The sequence below is a fragment of the Dehalobacterium formicoaceticum genome (assembly GCF_002224645.1).
GTDB classification, from domain to species: domain Bacteria; phylum Bacillota; class Dehalobacteriia; order Dehalobacteriales; family Dehalobacteriaceae; genus Dehalobacterium; species Dehalobacterium formicoaceticum.
The window spans coordinates 1,292,207-1,316,287 of sequence record NZ_CP022121.1; the positions used below are offsets into that span (position 1 = coordinate 1,292,207).

At 42.4% G+C, this 24,081-nt stretch carries 23 protein-coding genes, 2 tRNA genes and 1 riboswitch; of the genes, 24 read left to right on the forward strand and 1 reads right to left on the reverse strand.

What is annotated here, in order from left to right; genetic code table 11:
- Positions 1–10: 10 nt before the first annotated feature.
- Genes grdD through CEQ75_RS06370 form a run of 4 tightly spaced genes read left to right on the forward strand, consistent with a single transcriptional unit; the run spans position 11 to position 4,221 of the window.
- Positions 11–1,174 carry a glycine/sarcosine/betaine reductase complex component C subunit alpha gene (gene grdD, locus CEQ75_RS06355; protein ID WP_089609582.1) on the forward strand — a complete coding sequence of 388 codons (1,164 nt, stop codon included), beginning with the start codon at positions 11–13 and terminating at the stop codon, positions 1,172–1,174.
- Between the two features lie 15 nt (positions 1,175–1,189).
- Positions 1,190–1,558, forward strand: a complete 369-nt coding sequence (locus tag CEQ75_RS06360; protein WP_089609583.1) for a GrdX family protein — start codon at positions 1,190–1,192, stop codon at positions 1,556–1,558.
- A gap of 40 nt (positions 1,559–1,598) precedes the next feature.
- Complete coding sequence (locus tag CEQ75_RS06365) at positions 1,599–2,885, forward strand: glycine/sarcosine/betaine reductase component B subunit (protein WP_089609584.1); 1,287 nt, start codon at positions 1,599–1,601, stop codon at positions 2,883–2,885.
- Positions 2,886–2,910: 25 nt separating this feature from the next.
- Positions 2,911–4,221: a glycine/betaine/sarcosine/D-proline family reductase selenoprotein B gene (locus tag CEQ75_RS06370; RefSeq protein WP_089609585.1), complete on the forward strand. Its 1,311-nt coding sequence runs from the start codon at positions 2,911–2,913 to the stop codon at positions 4,219–4,221.
- 55 nt (positions 4,222–4,276) lie between these two features.
- Here CEQ75_RS06370 and CEQ75_RS06375 read toward each other — a convergent pair whose 3' ends face one another.
- A complete protein-coding gene (locus tag CEQ75_RS06375; protein WP_089609586.1) occupies positions 4,277–4,900 on the reverse strand; it encodes a DUF5714 domain-containing protein in 624 nt (207 codons plus the stop codon).
- A gap of 330 nt (positions 4,901–5,230) precedes the next feature.
- Here CEQ75_RS06375 and CEQ75_RS06380 point away from each other — a divergent pair, with 330 nt between their 5' ends.
- The 20 genes from CEQ75_RS06380 (at position 5,231) to CEQ75_RS06475 (ending at position 23,989) form a co-directional block, all read left to right on the forward strand.
- Positions 5,231–6,136 (forward strand): ABC transporter substrate-binding protein, encoded by a 906-nt coding sequence (locus tag CEQ75_RS06380; RefSeq protein WP_242965389.1) that lies wholly within the window; start codon positions 5,231–5,233, stop codon positions 6,134–6,136.
- Positions 6,137–6,265: 129 nt separating this feature from the next.
- A complete protein-coding gene (locus tag CEQ75_RS06385) occupies positions 6,266–7,315 on the forward strand; it encodes a FecCD family ABC transporter permease (RefSeq protein ID WP_089609588.1) in 1,050 nt (349 codons plus the stop codon).
- A gap of 12 nt (positions 7,316–7,327) precedes the next feature.
- Positions 7,328–8,581, forward strand: coding sequence for a heme ABC transporter ATP-binding protein (locus tag CEQ75_RS06390; protein ID WP_089609589.1), 1,254 nt, complete (start codon positions 7,328–7,330; stop codon positions 8,579–8,581).
- Positions 8,582–8,996: 415 nt separating this feature from the next.
- Complete coding sequence (locus tag CEQ75_RS06395) at positions 8,997–9,185, forward strand: CooT family nickel-binding protein (protein ID WP_089609590.1); 189 nt, start codon at positions 8,997–8,999, stop codon at positions 9,183–9,185.
- A 157-nt stretch (positions 9,186–9,342) separates the two neighbouring features.
- On the forward strand, positions 9,343–9,585 hold the full coding sequence (locus CEQ75_RS06400) for a FeoA family protein (protein WP_089609591.1): 243 nt from the start codon (positions 9,343–9,345) through the stop codon (positions 9,583–9,585).
- A gap of 22 nt (positions 9,586–9,607) precedes the next feature.
- Entirely contained in the window at positions 9,608–11,755 is a 2,148-nt protein-coding gene (gene feoB / locus CEQ75_RS06405) for a ferrous iron transport protein B (RefSeq protein ID WP_089609592.1), read from the forward strand.
- A gap of 263 nt (positions 11,756–12,018) precedes the next feature.
- The gene (locus CEQ75_RS06410; protein ID WP_089609593.1) at positions 12,019–12,930 is read left to right on the forward strand and encodes a metal ABC transporter substrate-binding protein; all 912 of its coding nucleotides are present in this window, start codon (positions 12,019–12,021) and stop codon (positions 12,928–12,930) included.
- On the forward strand, positions 12,930–13,721 hold the full coding sequence (locus tag CEQ75_RS06415) for a metal ABC transporter ATP-binding protein (RefSeq protein ID WP_089609594.1): 792 nt from the start codon (positions 12,930–12,932) through the stop codon (positions 13,719–13,721). The genes CEQ75_RS06410 and CEQ75_RS06415 overlap by 1 nt, the downstream gene beginning before the upstream one ends.
- Positions 13,722–13,743: 22 nt before the next feature.
- Positions 13,744–14,583, forward strand: coding sequence for a metal ABC transporter permease (locus CEQ75_RS06420; RefSeq protein ID WP_242965390.1), 840 nt, complete (start codon positions 13,744–13,746; stop codon positions 14,581–14,583).
- Between the two features lie 80 nt (positions 14,584–14,663).
- Positions 14,664–15,110, forward strand: coding sequence for a Fur family transcriptional regulator (locus CEQ75_RS06425; RefSeq protein ID WP_089609595.1), 447 nt, complete (start codon positions 14,664–14,666; stop codon positions 15,108–15,110).
- Positions 15,111–15,144: 34 nt separating this feature from the next.
- A riboswitch (TPP riboswitch) is annotated at positions 15,145–15,250 on the forward strand.
- Positions 15,251–15,336: 86 nt separating this feature from the next.
- On the forward strand, positions 15,337–16,020 hold the full coding sequence (gene tenA / locus CEQ75_RS06430; RefSeq protein ID WP_242965391.1) for a thiaminase II: 684 nt from the start codon (positions 15,337–15,339) through the stop codon (positions 16,018–16,020).
- A 1-nt stretch (position 16,021) separates the two neighbouring features.
- Positions 16,022–16,774, forward strand: coding sequence for an ABC transporter ATP-binding protein (locus CEQ75_RS06435; protein WP_089609596.1), 753 nt, complete (start codon positions 16,022–16,024; stop codon positions 16,772–16,774).
- On the forward strand, positions 16,774–17,526 hold the full coding sequence (locus tag CEQ75_RS06440) for an ABC transporter permease (RefSeq protein WP_089609597.1): 753 nt from the start codon (positions 16,774–16,776) through the stop codon (positions 17,524–17,526). Before CEQ75_RS06435 ends, CEQ75_RS06440 begins: the two co-directional genes overlap by 1 nt.
- Before the next feature lie 82 nt (positions 17,527–17,608).
- Entirely contained in the window at positions 17,609–18,610 is a 1,002-nt protein-coding gene (locus CEQ75_RS06445; protein WP_089609598.1) for an ABC transporter substrate-binding protein, read from the forward strand.
- Positions 18,611–18,812: 202 nt separating this feature from the next.
- Complete coding sequence (locus tag CEQ75_RS06450) at positions 18,813–19,805, forward strand: deoxyguanosinetriphosphate triphosphohydrolase (RefSeq protein WP_089609599.1); 993 nt, start codon at positions 18,813–18,815, stop codon at positions 19,803–19,805.
- A gap of 411 nt (positions 19,806–20,216) precedes the next feature.
- Positions 20,217–20,651 (forward strand): YaiI/YqxD family protein, encoded by a 435-nt coding sequence (locus CEQ75_RS06455; RefSeq protein WP_089609600.1) that lies wholly within the window; start codon positions 20,217–20,219, stop codon positions 20,649–20,651.
- Positions 20,652–20,808: 157 nt separating this feature from the next.
- Complete coding sequence (gene dnaG / locus CEQ75_RS06460) at positions 20,809–22,635, forward strand: DNA primase (RefSeq protein ID WP_089609601.1); 1,827 nt, start codon at positions 20,809–20,811, stop codon at positions 22,633–22,635.
- 27 nt (positions 22,636–22,662) lie between these two features.
- Positions 22,663–23,778 carry an RNA polymerase sigma factor RpoD gene (gene rpoD, locus CEQ75_RS06465; RefSeq protein WP_089609602.1) on the forward strand — a complete coding sequence of 372 codons (1,116 nt, stop codon included), beginning with the start codon at positions 22,663–22,665 and terminating at the stop codon, positions 23,776–23,778.
- Positions 23,779–23,834: 56 nt separating this feature from the next.
- A tRNA-Asn gene (locus CEQ75_RS06470) sits at positions 23,835–23,909 on the forward strand.
- A gap of 5 nt (positions 23,910–23,914) precedes the next feature.
- Positions 23,915–23,989, forward strand: a tRNA-Ile gene (locus CEQ75_RS06475).
- Positions 23,990–24,081 lie beyond the last annotated feature (92 nt).

The following is a 24,081-nucleotide window of genomic DNA, read 5'->3' on the forward strand; positions in this document are numbered from 1 at the left end:
GGGTGAAATCTTGGGTGTAAACCAGATCAGAGAAACAATTGCTGATGTATTTGAAGATATAGCCCATGGCTTGGAAACAGGATCCTTTGGAAAGAAAATCAGAGTGGGACTGACCGTTTTGGGCAGTGAGCATGGGCCGCAAGAATTAGTTTGCGGTGCGGAATTGGCTCAAAGTCAAAATCCTGATCTCCAGGTTGTGGTGATTGGCAGCGGTGTAGAAACTCAATTGGAAACAGTAGAGGCGGCAGATGAAAAAGAGGCTCATGCCAAAATGGATCAATTACTTTTAAATGGATCTCTGGATGCAGCTGTGACCATGCACTACAGCTTTCCCATCGGTGTTTCCACCATTGGTAAAGTTTTAACTCCTGCTAAAGGAAAAGAAATGTTATTAGCCACTACCACCGGCACCTCAGCCACGGAGCGAGTATCTGCCATGTTGAGAAATGCTATTTATGGTATTGCTGCCGCAAAAGCATGCGGGAAGAGTAATCCAACGGTGGGTATTTTGAATATTGACGGGGCTAGACAGGTTGAAAGATCCTTAAAGAAACTCCAGGAAGGGGGATACCCCATCCAATTCGTCGAATCGGCACGAGCAGACGGCGGCGTGATGATGCGAGGCAATGATCTTCTCATGGGTGTTCCAGACATCATGGTTCTAGACAGCTTAACGGGCAATGTATTAATGAAGGTTTTTTCCGCTTATAGTACCGGGGGAAGCTATGAATCTTTAGGCTCCGGATACGGACCTGGCGTGGGAGAAGCTTATGACAGAATTATCTGCATTATCTCCCGTGCATCGGGCGCTCCGGTCATTTCCGGTGCGATTCGATTTGCGGCAGACTGTGCCAAGGGTAAATTGCTGGACAAAATAAAGGACGAATTTGCCATGGCCAAAAAAGCCGGCTGGGATAATCTGATTAAAACTTTAGAATGTGCAGTAACGACAAAACCGGTTGAGAGCAGTGAAGTGGCAGCTCCACCGAAAAAACCTGTTACGGAAGCCATTCCCGGCATTGATGTCATGCAATTAGAGGATGCGGTATTAGTTTTATGGAAAGCCGGCATCTATGCGGAAAGCGGAATGGGTTGTACCGGACCGATTGTGATGATTGCTCCGGAAGATCAGGAAAAATCCGTCGAATTACTTAAGGCAAATGAGTACCTGTAAAGAGGAGAGACTTCATTGAAAAGCATAATCATCACCAATAACCCAGTTGTGCGGGAAAAATTCGAAAACATATTTTTTGTTGATGGTTCGGTAGAGGACACTTTCATTAAAGTAAGGGATATGGTTCATGATGGTTATGAGCTAATCAGTCATCCCTTGGCAGCAAGTATTCGCTTGATGTATTCTCCATATCGTTCCGTTATTATCGGAAAACGTTTAGAGAAAGTTGATCCTTTATCTGCGCAAATCATTGAAGACAGTATCATTAAGTACAAGCTGCACACAGACCATAGAAAGAAAGATATGACTCATCATGACGATTATCAAAATATTGATTTAATTCTTTTGGAATCGGCTTTGTCCGAACAACAAGCATTTTGGTGATAAAAAAAGAATTAGTTAAATTTTTTAGGAGGTGACAATATTGAAACTGGAAATTGGAAGAATTATCATCAAAGATATTCAATTAGGTACAGAAAACTCTGTTAAAGAGGGAGTTTTAACCGTTAACAGTGAAGGTTTAATCGCGAAACTAAAAGAAGACGATCGAATTAAAGATGTCAAGTTAGATGTTGCCAAGCCCGGTGATAAGGTTAGAATTATTCCTGTAAAAGACGTCATTGAACCGCGCGTAAAAATTGAGGGTGGAAACAATGGCTTTCCCGGAGTTACCTCAAAACAAGCTCAATGCGGTGAAGGCAAGACTAATGTTCTTTTTGGCGCTGCTGTTGTCACAATAGGAGATGTTGTTGGTTTTCAGGAAGGTGTTATTGACATGTGGGGCGAAGGTGCCAAGTGGACTCCTTTCTCCAAAACCCTTAATTTAACCGTGGATATTTCCGTTGTCGATGGTTTGGCGCCGCATGTTCACGAAGAAACTGTACGTTTAGCAGGTTTAAAGGCTGGAGAATATGTTGGCCTCGCCGGAAAAGATCTTACTCCGGACGAAGTTATTACGTATGAGATGGGCAATATTTTTGAAGAAACTGCAAAATATCCCAAACTGCCCAAGGTGCTCTATGCTGAAATGATGATTACTCAGGGACTTCTTCATGACACCTATATCTATGGTGTTAATGCTCAGACGATTTTGCCCACGGTTCTCCATCCTTTTGAAGAACTAGATAATGCTGTGGTGAGCGGTAACTGTGTTGCTGCCTGCGACAAGATTACCACCTATCAGCATCAAAACAACAGTGTCATTGAAGATCTTTATGCTCAACACGGTAAAGAAATTAACTTCCTGGGCTGCATTATGGTGCCTGAGCACACGACCTTAGCCGGGAAACTTCGTGTTTCTACCTATGTTCTTAAGCTTGCCAAAATGTTTGGAGCAGATGCCGTTATGGTTTCAGAGGAAGGTTATGGAAACCCGGATTCCGACTTATTGATGATTTGTAAGAAATGTGAAGATGCCGGCATTATTACTCAGTTAATTACTGACGAATGTGCGGGTAGAGATGGCATGGATCAACCTTTGGCTGATACTGCCAAAGAAGCGGTTGCTGTTGTTTCCGGTGGAAACGTGAGTCATGTAGTTACCTTGCCACCGGCAGAAAAAGTAATTGGCAATGCCGCCTCTATTGCAGTTTTAGCAGGTGGTTGGGAAGGTGCCTTATTGGAAGACGGTACACTGATGTGCGAATTAAATGCGGTCATCGGAGCAACTTCTGAAATTGGTTTCCATAATGTTACCTGTCGCTTATATTAAATAATTGATGAAAGGAGGAAATTTGATGTCTGATAAATATAAAGTATTATACTATGTCAATCAATTTTTCGGTCAGGTCGGCGGAGAAGACAAAGCCGGAATGGCGCCGGAATATCGGGCTGAAAAGGTGGGTCCGGCTGTGGGATTTGAAGGAGCACTTAACGGCCAGGGCGAAGTAGTGGGAACTCTGATCTGTGGTGATAACTACTTTAACGAAAATCAAGAAGATGCGATGTCCTTTATTTTGAATAAAGTCAAGGAAATTGCCCCTGATGTTTTTGTCGCCGGTCCTGCTTTTAATGCCGGACGATATGGTGTTGCCTGCGCAGAAATCTGCAAGGCTGTCGCTGCAGAAATGAAAATTCCTGTGGTAACCGGTATGTATATTGAAAACCCAGGCGTAGATGTCTGCAAGGATGTAGCTTATATCATCGCGACCACTGATACTGCCGGTGGTATGAGAAAAGCACTTCCCTTAATGGCAGCCATTACTGATAAATTGGCCAAAGGTTTGGAAGTAGGATCTCCCGAGGAGGAAGGATACATTCCCCGTGGCATGAGAAAAACCCTTTTTGTCGAAAAAAGAGGTTCCTTACGTGCAGTGGAAATGTTGCTTGCGCGATTAAAAGGTCAGCCTTTTGAAACAGAAATGCCCATGCCTGTTTTTGATGTGGTAGATCCGGCTCCTGCTATCAAAGATTTAAGTAAAGCAACAATTGCTTTATGTACTACCGGAGGTATTGTCCCGGAAGGTAACCCGGACCATATTCAATCCGCTAGTGCCCAAAAATGGGGTAAATATGATGTCGCAGGAAAGGATGCACTTGTTGCTCCTGACTTTTACACCACTCATGGCGGCTTTGACCCGGTTTATGCCAATGAAGATCCCGACCGTGTAGTTCCTTTGGATATTCTAAGAGAATTCGAAAAGGAAGGATACATTGGCAAGGTTTATGAATTCTTCTATACCACTACCGGTACCGGTACAGCTGTAAGCAAGGGTAGAGAATTTGGAACCGAAATTGGTGCTGAATTAAAAGCGGCCGGTGTAGATGGGGTTATACTCACATCCACCTGAGGTACCTGTACTCGTTGCGGAGCAACGATGGTAAAAGAAATCGAAAGATACGGTATTCCGATTGTCCACATGGCAACAATCACGACGATTTCCGAATCAGTAGGGGCCAATAGAATCGTACCCACAATCGCTATTCCCTACCCGGTGGGAAATCCCAATCTCAATGCCGAGGATGAGCATACACTAAGAAGAAGTTTGGTTAAAAAAGCAGTGGATGCTTTGGGCGCCGAAATTACCGGAGCTACAATCTTTGAATAAAATATTTTAAATATGTTCGAAAAAAGCACAACATTTTGTTGTGCTTTTTCACATCTTATAAATCATCAGTTATTTTGCATTCGTATTTCTCTCTGTCAGTCGGCCAATAGGGACATCGTTGCTTTTGGCACTCATTATTGTTTTCATGGTAATGACAAACGATTGGTTCCTTAATCTGAATATCAAGCCTAAGTACTTCATTTATTTGGGGAAGCACGCTTTTTATGGCAGTAAACGAGGTCCTTTTGCAGCAGCGGGGTCCGCCCAATTCTGCCATATCAAGCAAAGCCTGCCCCGTTGCGCGGTTAAGATACCCCCAAGGTTTTCTGGAGAGGGGAGAGCTGTTTGTCATAATGCTCAAAAAAATTCCTAATCCGACCGCTGCTCCACAAGCGCCGTAATAGCCGCAAAAGCCTCCTAAAACATTATGGGCGCGGCTTAAGGCTTCCTCCAGATCACGTTCCAGAATAGTAATGTCACGACCCTGCTTATAGCGGCAGACAGTCAGTAATGCTGCCGGCACGATATAATGATGCACTGGACAATGCATGGGTAATCCATCGATATCCATCAATTGCATTAACAAAGAAATCAAATCCCCATCATTAGTTTCAATGAAATAAGATGTGCAGACATCTGTTACCATCTGGTAATATTTATCATATTCCTTCATATCCATGCCTCTTCTCCCCCCTTTGATTTTTAAAAAGCTATTGAAGTTTCTTCGATCCTGTTTAAATCATTCAGCATATATCTAATAATAGACACAATCTGTTAGTTGATCAAAACCAGAATAGCAGATATTGGATTTATTATCAAGTACCCAAGTTTATTTTATTAAATATCTTATGGAACACCTTTATTTAGCAATGCCAATTATATAAGTTATATAGGAATTATACGGGGATTTTGCATATTCATAGAAATATAAATAAAGAAGTGCTTTTCCATGATAAATCACTTATAATAATAGCTATAAAACAAATAGAATTAGTAGGGAGTTTTAATTATGAAAAAAAACATGTTTCTATTGGCAATTCTCATACTGATGCTCAGTCTCTCTCTGGGCTGCACCGTTAGTATGCCGGAAACTAAGACCGGGACTACCATTATCGATAGTGTCGGACGGGAGGTTGTCATTAAAGAAACCCCGAAAAAAATCGTTTCCATTTCCCCGGCAATCACAGAAATTCTCTTTGCTTTGGGCCTGGATCAGGAAATTATTGCGGTTTCTAATTATTGTGATTACCCGGAAGCCGCTTTGGCAAAGGATAAGGTTGGGGGATTTAAGGATCCCAACGTAGAGCTTATTCTGTCTAAGGATCCTGATCTCGTTTTTGCTTCGGCAGGCGTGCAGGAAGAATTGATTACCAAGATGGAAGAATTAAATCTTCCTGTCGTTGTTTTAGAATCGGCAACCATTCAGCAGGTGCTGGACAATATTGAATTGGCCGGTGAAATCACTGATAAAAATGAAAAAGCCAAGGAAATTGTCGACGATATGACACAAAGAATGGATGAAATTATTACTAAAGTAAAAGATCAGCCGAAACCCAAGGTTTTCTTTGAAGTTTGGGATGATCCCTTAATGTCGGCCGGATCTACCAGCTTTATTCATAATCTTATTGAAACGGCAGGGGGTACGAATGTGGCAGGTGAAACGGATGAAGAATTTTATACTTACAGCATGGAAAAATTACTGGAAACAGATCCGGATATTTATATAATCAATGCACACAGCCATACGCCGGAGGATATTAAAACGAGAAACGGATATGAGGTATTAAGTGCGGTTAAAAATGATCAGGTTTTTACGGTTGATGACAGTCTGATTAGCCGGGCCGGTCCCCGGGTAATTCAAGGATTGGAAGAAATGGCTCAGATTATCCATCCGGAGGTTTTTAAGAATAATTAACCGGATTGCAAAGAATAGTCCCAAAATAGACCAATCATCCTATACTCTGAAGCAAGAAGTTCTTCTTTCGGATTTAGGATGATATCGCATTTATGCTGATTTTTGTAATGACCTTAATGGAGAAATTAAATGAATTTTAAAGAGAAACGAAAACATTGGAAAGCATTATTGATATCTTGCAGTATTGCTTTGGTCTTAATTAGTATTTATACCATAACTATTGGGCCGGCAGAACTTTCCTTCCGAGATGCCATGGGTATCATTCTTGCTAAGATCCCTTTTTTTCAACGTTGGATTAATTTAGAGCAATATTCTCAGGTTCAGCTGACCATAATTTGGTCCCTCAGAGTGCCCCGGGTGATTTTGGCAGGACTGGTGGGGGGTGCCTTAGGTGTGGTGGGGGCTACTTTCCAGGGATTTTTCAAAAACCCGATGGCGGACCCATCTGTCATCGGTGTATCTTCCGGGGCAGCTCTGGGTGCAACCTTGGCTATTGTAACCGGCATGGGAAGCTTCTTAGGTTTTTTACGTATTCCGTTTTTTAGTTTCTGCGGTGCACTGCTTACGACTTTTCTTGTTTACACTCTGGGTAGAGTAGGTAATAAGGTGGTTGTCTCCACCTTACTTTTGGCAGGGGTTGCCCTCAGTTCTTTTTTACAAGCCATGATCTCATTTCTCATGGTTATGAATGCAGAAAAAATGGAAAAGGTTTATTTTTGGTTGTTAGGAAGTTTTGCTAACAGAAATTGGGAGCACGTGCTGATTGCCGCTCCATTAATCATTGTCGGTGTACTCCTCTTAATGCTGTTCTCCAAAGAGCTGAATGCTATGGTTTTCGGAGACAGTACCGCCCATCATTTGGGCATTGATTTAGAAAAAGTAAAAATTATTATTCTGGTACTGGCCTCCCTGACGGCAGCAGGCGCCGTGGCTGTATGCGGGATCATCGGATTTGTTGGGTTAATCATTCCCCATATCGTGCGCATGTTGGTGGGGCCGGATCATCGCATCCTGCTTCCTATGTCCTTTTTTGTCGGGGGGATCTTTATGGTACTTACGGACACGGCTGCCAGAACTCTTTTTGCCCCTATGGAGATCCCCATTGGGGTCATCACAGCCATGTTCGGCGGTCCTTTTTTCATTTATCTATTGAAGAAGAAAAAGGATAGCATTTTTTAGGAGGAATTTTTTGTGACGCATGCGATCGAAGGGAAAGAAATTACCTTTCGTTATGGTACTGAAAATATTTTAGAAAAGATTACCTTTGAAATAGAAAAAGGGAGTTTTGTCAGTATTCTGGGTCCCAATGGTTCAGGCAAATCTACCTTATTAAAAAACATCTCGGCAGAACTGACACCGGATACGGGAGCGGTTTTTTTAGAAAGCCAGGATATTTTTACGATAAAAAGAAAAACTCTGGCGCAGAAGATGGCGGTCGTTCCACAGGATACGGGGGCGGAATTTCCCTTTTCCGTGATGGAGGCGGTACTCATGGGTCGCATGCCTCATCAAAAAAGGTTTCAGGGAGACAGTGAGCATGATCTGGAGGTTGCCAAACACGCTATGGAGCTGACAAATGTTTGGCATCTTAGGGATCGGGCGATCAATGAATTAAGCGGCGGAGAGCGCCAAAGGGTGATTGCAGCCAGGGCTTTGACCCAGGAACCAAAGGTGATCTTATTAGACGAGCCCACCTCTCATTTGGATCTGCAGCATCAGTTGGAATTATTGGAACTGATGGCGGATCTTAATCGTACCAATGGATTAACGGTTATTGCTGTCTTACACGATCTAAATCTTGCGGCTCAGTTCAGTCAAAAAAATATTCTTTTAAGCGAAGGTAAAATTAAGGCCTATGGAGAACCCCATGAAGTGTTAACCGCGGAAATGATACGTGAGATCTATCATGTTGAGGTAGCGGTTTCTACCAATGAGATTACCGGAAGGCTTAATATCGTTCCTCTAAGCAAAATAAGAAAAAAACACAAGCATCAAGAAAATGTAAGAATCCATCTTGTGTGCGGCGGGGGCAGCGGCGTTTATTTAATGGAACAATTGCATCAGTATGGGTATCAGATCAGCTGCGGTGTGTTAAATGTGGGAGATTCTGACTGGAAAAAGGCAGGGGAAATCAATGCGCAAATATCGGAGGAAGTTCCTTTCGCACCCATTTCCCAGGAAGCGCTTCGGACGAATCAAGAGTTGATTGCGGCGGCAGATTTGATTGTTGTCTTACCTGTTCCTTTTGGTGAAGGGAATATTGCCAATCTTGAACAGGTTTTTGATGCCCATCAGCATCAACATAAAAAAGTTATTATTGTGCAGCAAAGTGATTTTAATCGGCAGGATTTTACCGGGGGCAAGGCGGCATGTTTAATTGAACAAATGATTGAAAATGGCGCCCTCAAAGTGGCCAGCATCACGGAGGTTTTGGATCTTATTTGATTTTTCATGATAAGGTCAAATATCTTGCAGATGCTGACAAAAATTATCCTATTGACATTTTATGTTATCTGATTTATGATAAATTAAAAGTAGGCTTTGTAGAAACAAAGTTTCATGATTAAAAGGATTTAAAAGATTTTATTTTAGACAATTGCATATTGATAATTTTAACCATGAAGGTTATTGGCGGGGCGGATCCCAGTCATTTATTTCTTCATGGTTTTTTATTTTTCAGGATTCCGGTTCCTGAGCAGGGCCGGAGATTTGAACTTCCTTCTTATCATGCCGGCAGGAGCACGGCATACCTCCTGCCGGCAATTTCAAAATAAGGTTTAAGGATCTTTCGAATATTCCTGGTTATTTAATTAAATGAATCATGCATCAAAAGAAAATCATAGACTGGGGGATGAAATTCATGTGTGAGGCAAATGCTTATGTCAGACAGGATGGAGTTGAAGAATTGTTTTTGGAAGGTGTGGACAAGGTTGTACCGATGGACAATCAACTGTATTTAGAGAATATTTTCGGTCAGAAAAAAATGATTGCAGGAACGATCAAAGAGCTGTCCTTAGTAGATCATAAAATAATTATTGAGAAGATTTAATGGCTGCGGCGGATATTAAAGATAACCAATACTATAGCTGTCAATGGAAAAGTAAACAGATCAAGCTGTTTACTTTTTTTCTTTCCTGTAAGGGATGCGCAATTTTCTTTTTCCCACATATATTGATTCCGAGAAGTTCTTTGAAGGGGGAATTTTTGTGGCCGGTAATTTAGTGCGCCTGAGTCAATTGCCTTTGGGAAAGGCTGGTAAAATAAAACAGATTACAGCTAAAGGAAGTGTGCGCAGAAGAATGCTGGACCTGGGTATGATTATTAATACTTCGGTTGAGGCTTTGCACAAAAGCCCTTCCGGGGATCCTACAGCCTATTATATTCGGGGAGCTGTCATCGCTCTTAGGGCTGAATTGGCATCAGAAATTTTAGTGGAGCAATATAGCTGAGCTAAAGGAGGGAAAGTCAGGAATGGGCTTAACCAATCAGTCTACGGGTTTGGGCGTCATAAATCATGTGATCGGAAGAGAAAGCTTTAACCACGAACGGGTCGTTGCCTTGGCGGGAAACCCCAATGTGGGAAAAAGCACTGTCTTTAACAGCTTAACCGGATTAAATCAACATACGGGGAACTGGCCCGGTAAAACTGTGGCCAATGCCCAAGGCCGATATGAATACAAAGGTCAATCCTTTATTCTGGTGGACATTCCCGGCACCTATTCTTTAATGTCAAATTCTATGGAAGAAGAGGTGGCCAGGGATTTTGTTTGTTTCGGGAAACCGGACACCACGGTGATTGTCACGGATGCTACTTGTTTGGAACGAAATCTGAATTTAGTTTTGCAAGTTCTAGAGATCACTCCCAAAGTGGTAGTTTGTGTTAATTTAATAGATGAAGCAGCCCGCAAAAAAATTAGCATTAATCTTTCCCGCCTTAAGACTGCTCTAGGTGTCCCGGTTATCGGTACCAATGCCCGAAACAGCGTCGGATTAAATGATTTAATGAAAGCAGTGGATGATGTTGCACAAAACAGGAATATGACCGTGCCCCTTCGCGTTACTTACGATCCTGTGATTGAAGAAAGCATCAGAAGAATTGAGCCCAATGTAAAAAAAGTGGTTGGCGATGAAATTAACAGTCGTTGGGTTTCGATAAAACTATTGGATGGAGAAATAACAATTATTCGTTCCCTGGAAAAATTTCTTGGAATTAAGCTGGATGAAGACCAGGAACTGGCAGAATCATTAGTCCGGACAAAAAAATATTTAAGTGACCAGGGCATTCATGAAGAAAAATTCAGGGATTTAATTGTTTCCAGTCTCGTGCAAAAGGCAGAGGAGATCTGCCAAAATGGGGTGGTGCAATTTGAAAAGCCCAAGGTTAATCAATTTGATCGGAGAATGGATCGTATTTTGCTCTCAAAAATTCTTGGGATTCCCATTATGATCGGATTATTAGCCTTGATATTTTGGTTGACAATTGTGGGGGCAAATTATCCTTCTCAAGTCATATCTTCGCTCCTCTTCGGTGTGGAAGAAAAGCTGACTGTATTTTTTGCGATGGTACACGCACCCGGGTGGCTGCATGATGCCCTTGTTTTGGGGGTATACCGGACATTGGCCTGGGTGGTTTCCGTGATGCTTCCTCCCATGGCAATATTTTTCCCCTTATTTACCCTTTTGGAGGATTCCGGATATTTACCGAGAATCGCCTTTAATCTGGATGGCTTTTTCCAAAGAGCATGTGCCCATGGAAAACAGGCACTTACCATGTGTATGGGCTTTGGCTGTAACGCAGCAGGAATTATTGGCTGCCGCATCATTGATTCGCCCCGGGAAAGGTTAATCGCCATCCTCACTAATAATTTTGTTCCCTGTAACGGGCGTTTTCCCACCTTAATTGCGATATCTTCCATCTTTATCGGTGGTTTGGTGGCAGAGCCTTATCGTTCCCTGGTATCAACCTTGGCGATGGTTGGCGTAATATTGCTGGGAGTAGTGATGACCCTGACGATCTCGAGATTGATATCGAAGACGATCTTAAAAGGTGTTCCCTCTTCCTTTACCTTGGAACTCCCCCCTTATCGCAAACCACAATTGGGACGAATTTTGGTTCGTTCCCTCATGGATAGAACCTTGTTCGTTTTAGGGCGGGCGGTATGTGTGGCAGCACCGGCGGGACTGTTCATCTGGTGTATGGCCAATATCCAGTTGGGAGGCAGCAGTATTTTGAATCAATTTGCCCAGTTTCTACAACCCTTTGCCGCTCTTATCGGTTTAGACGGATATATCTTAATGGCTTTTATTCTGGGGCTGCCTGCCAATGAAATTGTCATCCCCATTATGATTATGAGCTATCTTTCCACTGGCAGCATGTTGGAATTAAGCAGCTTGACGGAACTTCGAGCCCTCTTGATAGATCATGGTTGGACTTGGCTTACAGGGGTATGTGTGATGCTGTTTAGCTTGATGCATTATCCCTGTGGTACCACTCTTTGGACAATTAAGAAAGAAACTAAGAGCTGGAAATGGACTTTGCTGGCTTTTATGATACCTACGGTCACGGGTATTCTGATCTGTTTTATCGTGGCACAGGCAGCACGTCTCCTTTTTTTCTGATCAGTTCCCTTCCCTCAAAATTAATTAGGGTAAACAGGGGACGGTTCTTTGTTTTGAACATGTGTTCAAAACAAAGAACCGTCCCCTGTTTACCCCCTGGATCAGACAAAGAAAAATTTGTCTGATGCCAGGAATTTTTGTTAAAAATGTTAAAAATATATGCAACTAAATTTTTTAATAATATTGCTATATTTTGGTTAGTATGATAATATAAATAATGCAATGAGAATGAGTCTTATTCAAATTCAGAAGAGGAGAAGAGAATGAAGAGAAAAATTGCAGGTATGTTGCTGATTGTTACCTTGCTGATCTTGACCGGATGTGCCGGCGGAAATGAGGGAACTCCGGTTCAATCGAATCAGGATGAGGAAGGGACACCTCTTAAGATCGTTACTTCTTTCTATCCTATGTATATCATGGCTTTAAATATTACAGATGGGATCCCCGGGGTCGAGGTAGTTAATTTAACCGAGCCCACGACAGGCTGTCTTCATGATTATCAGCTCACTCCCGGTGATATGGTGAATCTGCAGGATGCTCAGATTATGATTGTAAATGGGGCAGGAATGGAATCTTTTCTCGATAAGATCACAGAAAATTCCTCGAATATGAAAATGATTGATGCCAGTAAAGGGCTGGAACTATTACAGAATGAAACGGATGGTGAGAGTAATCCTCATTTATGGGTGAGTATCTCAGGAGCCATTAGTCAAACAAAAAATATTGGGCAACAGCTGGCAGAATCAGACCCTGATCGGGCTGCTTTATATCTTGCCAATACGGAAACCTATATAGAAAAATTGGAACAGCTTAGAACCAAAATGCATCAAACGATCGATCCTTTGGACAATCGTGATATCGTGACCTTTCATGAAGCTTTTCCCTATTTCGCTCGCGAGTTTGACTTAAATATCCAGGCTGTGATTCAGCGGGAGCCAGGATCTGAACCCTCCCCAGGAGAATTAACAGATACGATTCAAGTAGTCAAAGCATCGGGAGTCAAGGTTCTTTTTGCGGAACCCCAATACGGTGATACAGCTGCGGAAACCATTGCCCGGGAAACCGGCGCCCAGCTTTATTATTTAGATCCCGCAGTTACCGGTCCTGCCGATAAGGATGCTTATCTTCAGATTATGGAAGATAATTTACAGGTGTTAGGTGAGGCTTTACAATAATGAATGATTGCTGTTATCCTTCCCTGGCAGCGACCTGTGCTCATTGCGGTCTGTGCTGTACGAAGGTTAATAACCTGTCCGTTGCGAAAGGGAAAAAGACTATTATCCATGACATTTGTTTACATATCCATTGTGGAGAACTGACCGCAATTATCGGACCTAATGGGGGAGGAAAAAGCACCTTCTTAAAGGCAATCATTGGGGAACTTGCTTTTAAAGGGGAAATTACCTTTCTATCCCGCGGGGAAAAAAATCGACGCAGACCTTTAGTTGGCTATGTCCCACAAAGGGGAGAATTTGATCCCGGATCCCCGGTAAGTGTGGAGGATTTATTTTTAAGTCGCTATCTAAGAAAACCTTTATGGATTTTTTCCTCTTCTCAGGAACGGGAAAAAACTTTAAAATCCCTCTCAATAGTAGAAGCAGAGCACTTGATTGACCGGAGATTGGGGGAACTGTCGGGAGGAGAAGTGCAAAGGGTGCTTTTGGCTCTTGCCATGGAACCGGTACCTGAGCTCCTCCTTTTGGATGAACCGGTATCCGGAGTGGATTATAGTGGCCGTAAATTGTTTTATAAGTTGGTCTCCGATTTCAGGAAGCAATACGACCTTTCTATTTTGATGGTTTCTCATGATATTGAGTTAATGGGGAATTTTGCAGACCGGATGGTTTTTTTAGACAAAACCATTCTTTGTCAGGGCACGCCGGACGAGGTTTTAGAAAATGAACTGGTGATTCAGTCCTTCGGCCTTAAGTCATTAGAAAAAAACCATCAGCTTTCCTTGAGATAAGCACCTGAAAGGAGAAGTTTTTTTGGAAATATGGTATGCTTTTGGTGAAAAACTACTGCCTTTTTCCTGGGCAGAACATCATTTTATGCTCAATGCTTTACTGGCTGTGTTGATCGTGACCCCTTTATTTGGCATGTTGGGCACCATGGTTGTGAATAATCATATGGCCTTTTTTTCTGATACCATTGGCCATTCCGCGTTAACAGGGATAGGAATTGGGGTTATTCTGGGACTTCATCAGCCTTTGGGAGCCATGGTTCTTTTTGCAATTTTTATGGCCGTGGCCGTTTCTTTTGTCAAAGAGCTTACGATGACTTCCACGGATACAGTTATTGGTGTGTTTTCAGCTGTCGCCGTGGCATTAGGGATCGTAATTCTCTCCCGGGGAGGCGGCTTTAACAAATATTCCGGTTATCTAATCGGTGATATCCTGAGTATCACGCCGGAAGACATCTTCTTGATTTTCATGATCACCGTTCTTTTTATTGGATATTGGTATTATTCCTTTAATTCCCTTGTTCTGCTAACCGTCCATCCTTCTTTGGCCCGGAGCAGAGGTGTTAATGCACGCCGGACAGAGATGGTATTTACCGTTGCTTTGGCGGTCATCGTGACCGTATCGATTCAATGGCTGGGCATTATGATTATTAATTCTCTTTTGGTACTTCCGGCGGCATCGTCACGGAATTTCTCGCGAAATATCAGACAATATCATTTGCTAACGATAATCATTTCTTTGGTAAGTGGGATTACAGGTCTGATTCTGTCTTTTTATTGGGACACTGCCTCTGGGGCAACCATAGTCCTGGTGGCCGCATTTTTCTTTATCATCAGTTTTATCAAGAAACAAGTTTACGGATAAAGTGAAACTTTTATCAATAGGGGTCATACGGTGGGTAGTGCGTGATAAACAAAGGGAAAAAGGAAAAAGGAGGGAGATCCATGGATCGAGAGGACTTGATTTCCCGGGAATTTTTAGCCCGGGGATATAAGGTTACGAAGCAGCGCCGAGCGATTCTTTCCGTGTTAGACAAATCTGAGCATCCTTTAACAGCTGAAGATATTTATTTACGCATCCGGGCGGAAAACAATGTGTCCAGCCTGGCGACGGTTTATCGAAATCTTAAAACCCTGGTGGATACCGGTTATGTGGTGAAAGCCGGCCTCTTTGAGGATAAGGTGCGGTACCGTTTGCAGAATGATCCCCATACCCATAATCTAATCTGTCTGGGCTGTAAGAAAGTTATTCCTTTGTCTACTTGTCCCTTAAATTGTTTAGGAGAAACATTAGGAGAAAAAGAGGGTTTTACCGTGACCGGGCATAAAATGGAACTATATGGTTATTGTTTTGAATGTGAACATAAAGGAGACCAAATTAATCGGAAGTGAATTGACAGCTGTAAATCTATATGATAATCTAAAGTTAAAAGAGCAAGGGAGCTTCTAGAAGAGGCTGAGAGGAAGATAATCATCTTCGACCTTACCTGATGTGGATAATGCCAACGTAGGGATGCAAATATATCTTTAGATAAAAAGGGATATGCCTATGAGGCGTATCCCTTTTCCGTCCTGATGAAGGTAATTCCCTTGTCTGAAAGAAATGGGAGTGAAGAAATTGACAGCGAATCAAAAAGACATATCGGTTTCGAAACGATTATATGAAAGCGTCCAGGAGATCTGGGAATCATATCATCAGCATTCCTTTGTCCAAGGTATTGGCAAGGGAGATTTGGCTATGGATCGTTTCCGTTTTTACATGCTGCAGGATTATTTATATCTATATGACTATGCCAAGGTTTTTGCATTAGGGGTAGTAAAAGCCAAAGATCCCAACCTGATGCGCTTTTTTGCCGATAATGTGGATCAGATTCTCAATGGGGAGATGAAGATCCATCAAAGTTATATGAATCGTCTCGGCATTACCCAGGATGAGGTGGCCAATGCCCGGAAATCTCCGGCTAATGATTCCTATACCAATTATATGTTGTCCATTGGTTTCCAGGGAGATGTGGCTGAAATAACCGCTGCCATTCTTTCTTGTTCATGGAGTTATCAAGAAATAGGCAGCCGCATTGTGTCAGCCCATCCCCAATCCCTGACCCATGATTTTTATGGAGAATGGGTTCAAGGATATACCTCTAAAGAATATGTTGACACTAATGATGCCCTATTAGTCATGATGGATTCCTTAGCCAGAGATTATTCTGAGGATCAAATCCAAAATTTGATGACCATCTTTGTTAATTGCAGCCTCTATGAAAGGATGTTCTGGGATATGGCCTGGAATATGGAGTATTAAAATGTTGGATTTTCATAAAGTTAGCTATCAATATCCCACTGAGAATGTGGATATTATCGAAGAATTGTCCTTTCACGTTGCGAGGGGAGAATTTGCTTCCCTGATTGGGGTTAGCGGCTGCGGAAAGAGCACCATCTTTCGCCTGATTACTCAGTTGCTTCACCCTAAGTCAGGAACCATTGATGTAGGAGGAAAAAACATCATCGGACAGAAAAGTTATGTAGGTTACATGCCTCAAAAGGATCTTCTTTTTCCATGGAGAACCATTGGACAAAACCTGGAGCTGCCTATGGAATTAAAGGGATTAAGCAGAACTGAAAGGGAGAGGAGACGAAATGAGGTTTTAGAGGAGATCGGATTGAAAGGTTATGGCAATAAGTATCCCAAGGAATTGTCAGGAGGGATGCGTCAGCGCGTCGCTTTCGGCCGTACGATCTTAACAGATTCTGAATTGATGCTCTTGGACGAGCCTTTCAGCGCTCTTGACTTTTTAACGAAACTGGAAATGCAGGAATGGCTTTTAACTGAATGGCAGCAGCTTCAAAAAACCATTCTGTTTATCACTCACGATATTGAAGAGGCGATCTTCCTGTCCCAAACGATTTTTGTCGTGGGGCACACGCCCATTCATACTTTGGAGAGGATTCAGGTACCCCTACCCAAGATGCGTACCCGTGCCTGTTTGAATAAACCGGAGATCGCAGCATTGAAAAATGATCTTCTGGAGATGTTGAGAAGGCAGGTGGTTTCCTGATGAAAACACAAAAAGGGAACCTCCTGGCGGTATGTTTTGTCTTTCTTCTTTTCATCCTTTGGCAAATTGTTGCTATGAAGGTCAATGCTGCCTATATCATCCCCACGCCGATTGAGGTTTTGGAGAAAACTTGGGAGCTGAGAGAAATTCTCTTTGGTGTCCATTTGCCGGCCACCATGCTGGTTACCTTGTTAGGGATTTTCATTTCTTTAATTTTAGGTCTGGCCTTGGCTATTGTCATGGATGCCAATTCCATAGTGGAAAAGGCCTTATACCCGGTGATTATCGCTTCCCAAACCATACCCACCCCTGCGATTGCTCCCCTCTTTGTGCTCTGGTTTGGTTACGGTATCTGGAGCAAGGTTTTGGTGACGGTATTGATCACTTTTTTCCCCATTACTATAACTGTTTTTGATGGTTTAAAATCTTCCAAAACTGAAATGGAGGAATTGCTTTATACCTATGGGGCCGGTAAGCGAGAAATATTTATGAAATTAAAGATACCGACTGCCATACCTGCATTTTTCTCGGCTCTGAAAATGGCCATTCCTCTAAGTATTATCGGGGCGGCCATTGGAGAATGGCTGGGTGCCAAAAGCGGTCTGGGTTATTTCAGCCGCCGCATGATGACCCAGCTGGACGGAGCGGGTGTCTTTGCTCCTATTATCCTGCTCTCCCTTGTGGCGATGGCCATTGTAGGATTGGTGACTCTGTTGGAGAAGGCAGTAGTTCGTTGGCATAAAGAAATTTGAAATTCAACCTGATTAACCTAAGGCAATGCCTAAATTTATAGTTTAAAACAATAGATAGAAATATTATGCGGAGGAGTAAAAAATGAAAAAGATAGTTCTTTTGTTGATCGTATTGATTTTGATCTTATCAGCTGTCGGTTGCAGCACAGGCAATTCCAGCCGGGAAAAAGATGAACAGCTAAGGGAAATAGATGTTGTTCTGGACTGGTATCCCAATGCTTTGCATACTTTCTTATATGTAGCTATGGATAAAGGGTATTTTGCCGAGGAAGGATTAAAGGTGAATGTTCAATTTCCTGCCAACACCAATGATGCTTTATCCTTGGTGGCGGCCAATCAGGCAGAAATAGGTTTGTATTATTTACAGGACATAATCATGGCACGGGCCAATCAAAATGTACCCGTGCGATCCATCGGTGCCGTAGTACAATCTCCTTTGAATATTGTTCTTTCTCTTAAAGAACAAGGCATTACTTCTCCCAAGGATTTAGTCGGCAAAACCGTTGGCTATGCCGGAACGGAATTAAGTGAGGCCCTGATTAAAAGTATCATGAATCATGTTGGCGCCGATTATAATGATGTGACTATGATTGACGTTGGGTTTGATCTCATGTCTTCCATGACCACAAAAAATGTGGATGCTACTATTGGCTGCTTGGTGAATCATGAGGTACCCCAGTTAGAAGAGGAAGGATTTGAAGTAAACTGGTTTATGCTGGATGAATATGGTGTGCCTGCTTATTATGAATCAGTCTTTCTTGCCAGCGATGAAACCATAGCTAAGGACAGTGAAATGCTGGCTTCCTTTATGCGCGCTTGCAAAAAAGGTTTCCGGGATATGCAGGATCATCCCGAGGAATCCTTGGAGATCCTGATGAAGCACCAAAATGAAGAGAATTTTCCTTTGTCGGAAACAGTGGAAAGAAAGAGTTTGGAAACCCTTCTCCCTTTGATGGCATCGGCAGACGCTCCTTTTTTATCCCAATCAGAAACAGTATGGCAGAACAATATCGAATGGTTGAAGCAAGAAGGATTGATTGACAGAAGGATTCAGGTGTCGGATGTAATGGCTGAGATTGAGTGAACCCCACAATTTTTTTCAGATTTTAGCAGGAACTTTTGTTCTTTTCACGTATTTATAATGTAGTGGAGCAACTTGATTCCAAAGCCCCTCTTGAGGGGCTAAATGGGATGTTGCTGACAAAGCCTTTAACGGTTGCTAAGCATTAGATGTAAAGGAATAACATCTAATGCTTGGAGTTCTGTTTATCAAGAGGTGATCAAAAATGTTGATTCGTGAACAGACTGAAGGTTGGGAAATCAAACACTTGTCTTCTTATGCACAAAAAAGTAAAACGACACTTGGCCGGAATACCCCGGAGGAGGAATGCCAGATACGCACTGCCTACCAAAGGGATCGTGATAGAATTATTCATTCCAAAGCATTTCGCCGTCTGAAGTTAAAGACTCAGGTTTTCATCGCTCCTGAAGGAGATCATTTTCGTACCCGTCTCACCCATACCTTGGAGGTGGCGCAAATTGCCCGCACCGTAGCCCGGGCACTACGTTTAAATGAGGATCTGACAGAAGCCATTGCATTGGGTCATGACTTGGGCCATACGCCTTTTGGTCATGCGGGGGAAGAAGCTTTGGATGAGATGATGAAGGATGGTTTTCGCCATAATTATCAAAGCTTGCGCATCGTAGAAAAGCTTGAAGGGGGAAAAGGACTGAATCTTACCTGGGAAGTAAGAGACGGGATCTTAAATCATACCGGGCCCATGAAACCGGCCACTCTGGAAGGCCAGGTAGTTAAAATCGCTGATCGCATTGCTTATATTAATCATGATATTGATGATGCCATCCAGGGGAAAATTATTACCAAAAACGATTTGCCTTTCAACTGCCTTAAGGTATTAGGTTCCCGTCACAGTGAAAGAATTAATGCGATGGTAAAGGATTTGATCAAATGCAACATCAGTCGGGGGGAGATTGGGATGAGCAGTGAGATTAAGTCCGCTATGGATGAACTGAGAAGTTTTTTATTTAAACGGGTTTATATTGGATCGAAAGCCAAATGGGAAGAAACGAAGGCCAAGGATATGCTTAAAATACTCTTCTCTTATTATTTAAAGCATCCTGAGGATTTGCCTGAGGAATATCAGTCCGGAGATGATCATGATGTTCAGGTATGTGATTATGTGGCAGGAATGACGGATCGGTATGCCATTGCCCAATTTAATCATATTTTTGTACCCGGAGGCTTTCGCATAGAGTAAAAAAATAGAAGGAAGAATTACAAACCTCTTCGCTGGTCAGACTATCCGAGTAGTGACGAACTACGCGGCAGAGTTTATGATCTTCCTTCTGAGTTTATTTTAACCAAGCTTGCTCTTCTTATACAATTAATTTTAATTTTTTTAAAATTTTTTTATGGTAAGGGTCCTTGCCTTCATGGCAATCAGGTATAAATTACCATATCCACGGAAATACTAAAAACGCTTGCAATGTCAATTGACTCCCCCAAAACGCCCTTTTTCGATTTATCCGATAACTAACTGCCACTAATACCGGATAACGATTTCTAAGCATCAGATGCAGTAAAAACTTCACCTGATGCCAAGAACTTTGTTTATGCAGGAATTTTGGAAAATAACGCGAATATAATAATATTTCGGAGGAGGGTCTCTTTGAAGATTTTGGTTGATGCTGATGCTTGTCCAGTGAAAGACGTCATAATTTCTGTAGGGAGAGAAAAAAATATTCCTGTGGAAATGGTGGCCTCTTTTAACCATCAGATTTCTGAAGGAACGGGTGTCAAGGTTATTGTTACTGATACAGGACAGGATGCCGCAGATTTTGTCATTGTCAATCGCATACAGGATCAGGATATCGTTGTAACCCAGGATTATGGTTTAGCGGCTTTGGTATTAGGTAGAAACGGCCGTGCTCTTTCTCCCCGTGGTTTGATATTTACCGGGGATAATATTAACAGTCTTCTGATGCAGCGTCATGTTTCCGCAAAGGTGCGCAGAGGAGGAGGCAAGACGAAAGGACCGTCAGCTTTTTCCCGGGAGGATCGAAATAATTTTCTGGAATCGCTGCTCCGATTGCTGGAATCATAACCTGAGGATATCTTTTTCGAGATTTAAGTTCTAAAAAGCAATATCATCTGCATAAAAAAGAAGGAAAAAGCGGAAAAATGGCGAAAGATAGCTAGTGATCATTTATTAATAGCATTAATCACAATCTTGGCAGCATTTAAGTGAGGTGGTGCAGAGCATGAGATTTGTACCGCCGGAAATTATCGAGGAAATTCGCGGAAAAGCAGATATTGTGGAGGTAATTTCCGATTATGTCAATTTAAAAAAGCAAGGTAAAAATTATGTTGGGCTATGCCCCTTTCATATGGAGGACACACCATCATTTTCTGTTTCTCCCGATAAGCAAATTTTTTATTGTTTTGGTTGTCATAAGGGAGGCAGTGTCATCCATTTCATTATGGAGCAGGAGAATTTAACATTGCCGGAAGCCGCAGCAAAGTTGGCGGAAAAAGTTGGTGTTATGATTCCGGAAAATGTTAAAGGGAGCCAGGTAAGCGCTCATCAAACTGAGAAAATCAGATTGACAAATATGCATGAGGCGGCAGCAGATTATTATCATCAAATTTTACTGAAATCTGACATGGCTGAGGAGTCCTTGAATTACTTTAAAAAAAGAGGAATCAGTCTGGAGGTAATCCGGGAGTTTCGCTTGGGATTTGCCCCAAAATCATGGGATTATTTAGTCAAACAACTATTATCTCAGGGGTATACAGAAAACGAGATGGAAAAAGCCGGACTTGCCGCCAAGAGTTCTCGGGAAACTTACTATGATAAATTTCGCAATCGGATCATGTTTCCTATTCAAGACTTTAGGGGTAAGGTCATTGCCTTTGGTGGCCGGGGAATTCATGATGAATTACCAAAATATCTCAATTCTACAGAAACACCGATTTTTAGTAAGTCACAGAATTTGTACGGATTAAGCAACGCTGCCGGCATGATTCGGCAAAAGGATGAAGCGGTGCTCATGGAAGGTTATATGGATGTGCTTACTGCCCATCAATTTGGCATCAAAAATGCTGTTGCTTCATTGGGAACATCTCTGACTCCGGAGCAGGGAAAACTATTAAAACGGTATTCTTCGAACGTTCTTATCGCCTATGATGCAGATGCAGCCGGAGCGAAGGCTGCCTACCGTGGATTGGAAATTTTGCAGAAGCTGGCTTTCAGAGTAAGGGTTTTGAAGCTTCCTGAGGGCATGGATCCGGATGATTTTTTGCATCAGCATGGTTATCAAGCCTGGGTGCAACTGGCAGCAGAGCAGGCTCTTAGTTTGGTGGAGTATAAGCTTCAGGCGGCCATGGAAAAATATAATGTTCATACAATTGAAGGTAAAGCGGATGTGGTCCAGGAACTTTTGCCTGATCTGGCAAAAATAAAAAGTCAGGTGGAAAAAGATCAATATATCAAGCTGGTAGCAAGCACTTTGAATATTTCCATCGAATCTATCTATGCTGATTTAAGACAAATCAAAGGAATCGTATCAAATAAGGATAATTTTAGCAAGAGAAAGCATACTAACAAAGAAATAGGTTCGATCAAAAGCTCTGATTTAGGCGGCAAAAATAATGCTCAATTATTGGCAGAAAAGAATTTGACCAAGCTGATGATTGAAAATCGTAATATTTTTGATCATGTGGAAAATACTTTGGGATTGAATTTCTCAACAGATGAGAGCATAACCAGGATTTTGGAATTTATCGGGGAGATATACCCGGATTTTGATTGGTTGCCCGCGACTTTGATTGAACGTATCGATGAAGAAAATTTAAAACAATATCTATCCCAGTTATTTATGGAAGATAACCCGGAAAATATTAATAAAAAATTATTAGTACGGGATTATATAAAAACCATTAACCTCTACCGGTTAAAGAAACGAATGCGAGAAATTCAAGAAGCAATTCAAAGCTATGAACAACAACAGAATATGACCGGAGATATCATGGCGCTGTTGCAGGAATTGAATATGCTGCAACAGCAAATGCAGCAATTAAAGGAATAATTTTTGCCTATTGGAAGGGGGGACATAATGAAGCCGGATCAATCAAAAATCGAAGCAGTAAAGAAACTCATGGAAACCGGAAAACAGAAGGGTACGTTAACCTATACGGAAATTATTGAGATTTTAAGTGAGATTGACTTATCGCCGGATCAAATGGATGATATTTATGAACACTTGAGTCATGAGGGAATCTTGGTTACTTCCGGATCCGGTGCTAATCTGGAACCATTGGATCGTACCGATGACGATAATGAGGATGAGGCTGCTTCTACCCCCGAAGAACATGAGTTGGATCTATCTATTCCTGAAGGTGTAGCGATAGATGATCCTGTGCGCATGTATTTAAAAGAAATCGGACGCGTACCTTTACTAACTGCGGAAGACGAAATTGAGCTTGCCAAAAGAATGGAAGCTGGGGATGAAGAGGCGAAAAGACGGCTTGCTGAGGCAAATCTTCGTCTAGTGGTCAGTATTGCCAAAAGATATGTGGGCAGAGGCATGCTTTTCCTGGATTTGATTCAGGAAGGAAATTTAGGCTTAATTAAAGCGGTAGAGAAGTTTGACTACCAAAAGGGATTTAAATTCAGCACCTATGCTACCTGGTGGATTCGCCAGGCCATTACCAGAGCCATTGCAGATCAGGCGCGAACCATTAGAATTCCTGTGCATATGGTGGAAACCATTAATAAATTAATTAGAGTGTCTCGTCAACTGCTCCAAGAATTAGGCAGGGAACCCATACCTGAAGAGATTGCTAAGGAAATGGATATACCTGTGGAACGGGTACGTGAAATCATGAAAATTGCCCAGGAACCTGTCTCCTTGGAGACTCCCATTGGCGAAGAGGAAGACAGTCATTTGGGGGATTTTATTGAGGATGAAGATGCCCCGGCACCGGCGGAGGCAGCCTCATTTATGTTGCTGAAGGCACAGTTGGAAGAAGTATTGGAAACTCTCACCAATCGGGAGAAGAAGGTACTGCAATTACGTTTCGGCCTGGAGGACGGCCGCTCTCGAACCTTAGAGGAAGTCGGTCAGGTATTTGGGGTCACCAGAGAACGTATTCGTCAGATTGAAGCCAAAGCATTAAGAAAGTTGCGTCATCCCAGCCGAAGCAAGAAGCTGAAGGATTATTTGGAGTAAAATTTTATTGACCTTCAAAGAAAGTTTTAGTATAATGGTTGTTGCTAGATAAGCATTCCCTGATAGCTCAATGGTAGAGCACTCGGCTGTTAACCGAGTTGTTGTTGGTTCGAGTCCAACTCGGGGAGCCATTTTAGGGCCTATAGCTCAGCGGTAGAGCCACCGGCTCATAACCGGTCGGTCCCTGGTTCGATCCCAGGTGGGCCCACCATTTATTTCATTAGCGCAAGCAAGAACCAAAAGATCATGGTTACTTGCTTTTTTGTGTTTATCCGATACTCACTGCCATTAATAATCTGCTCC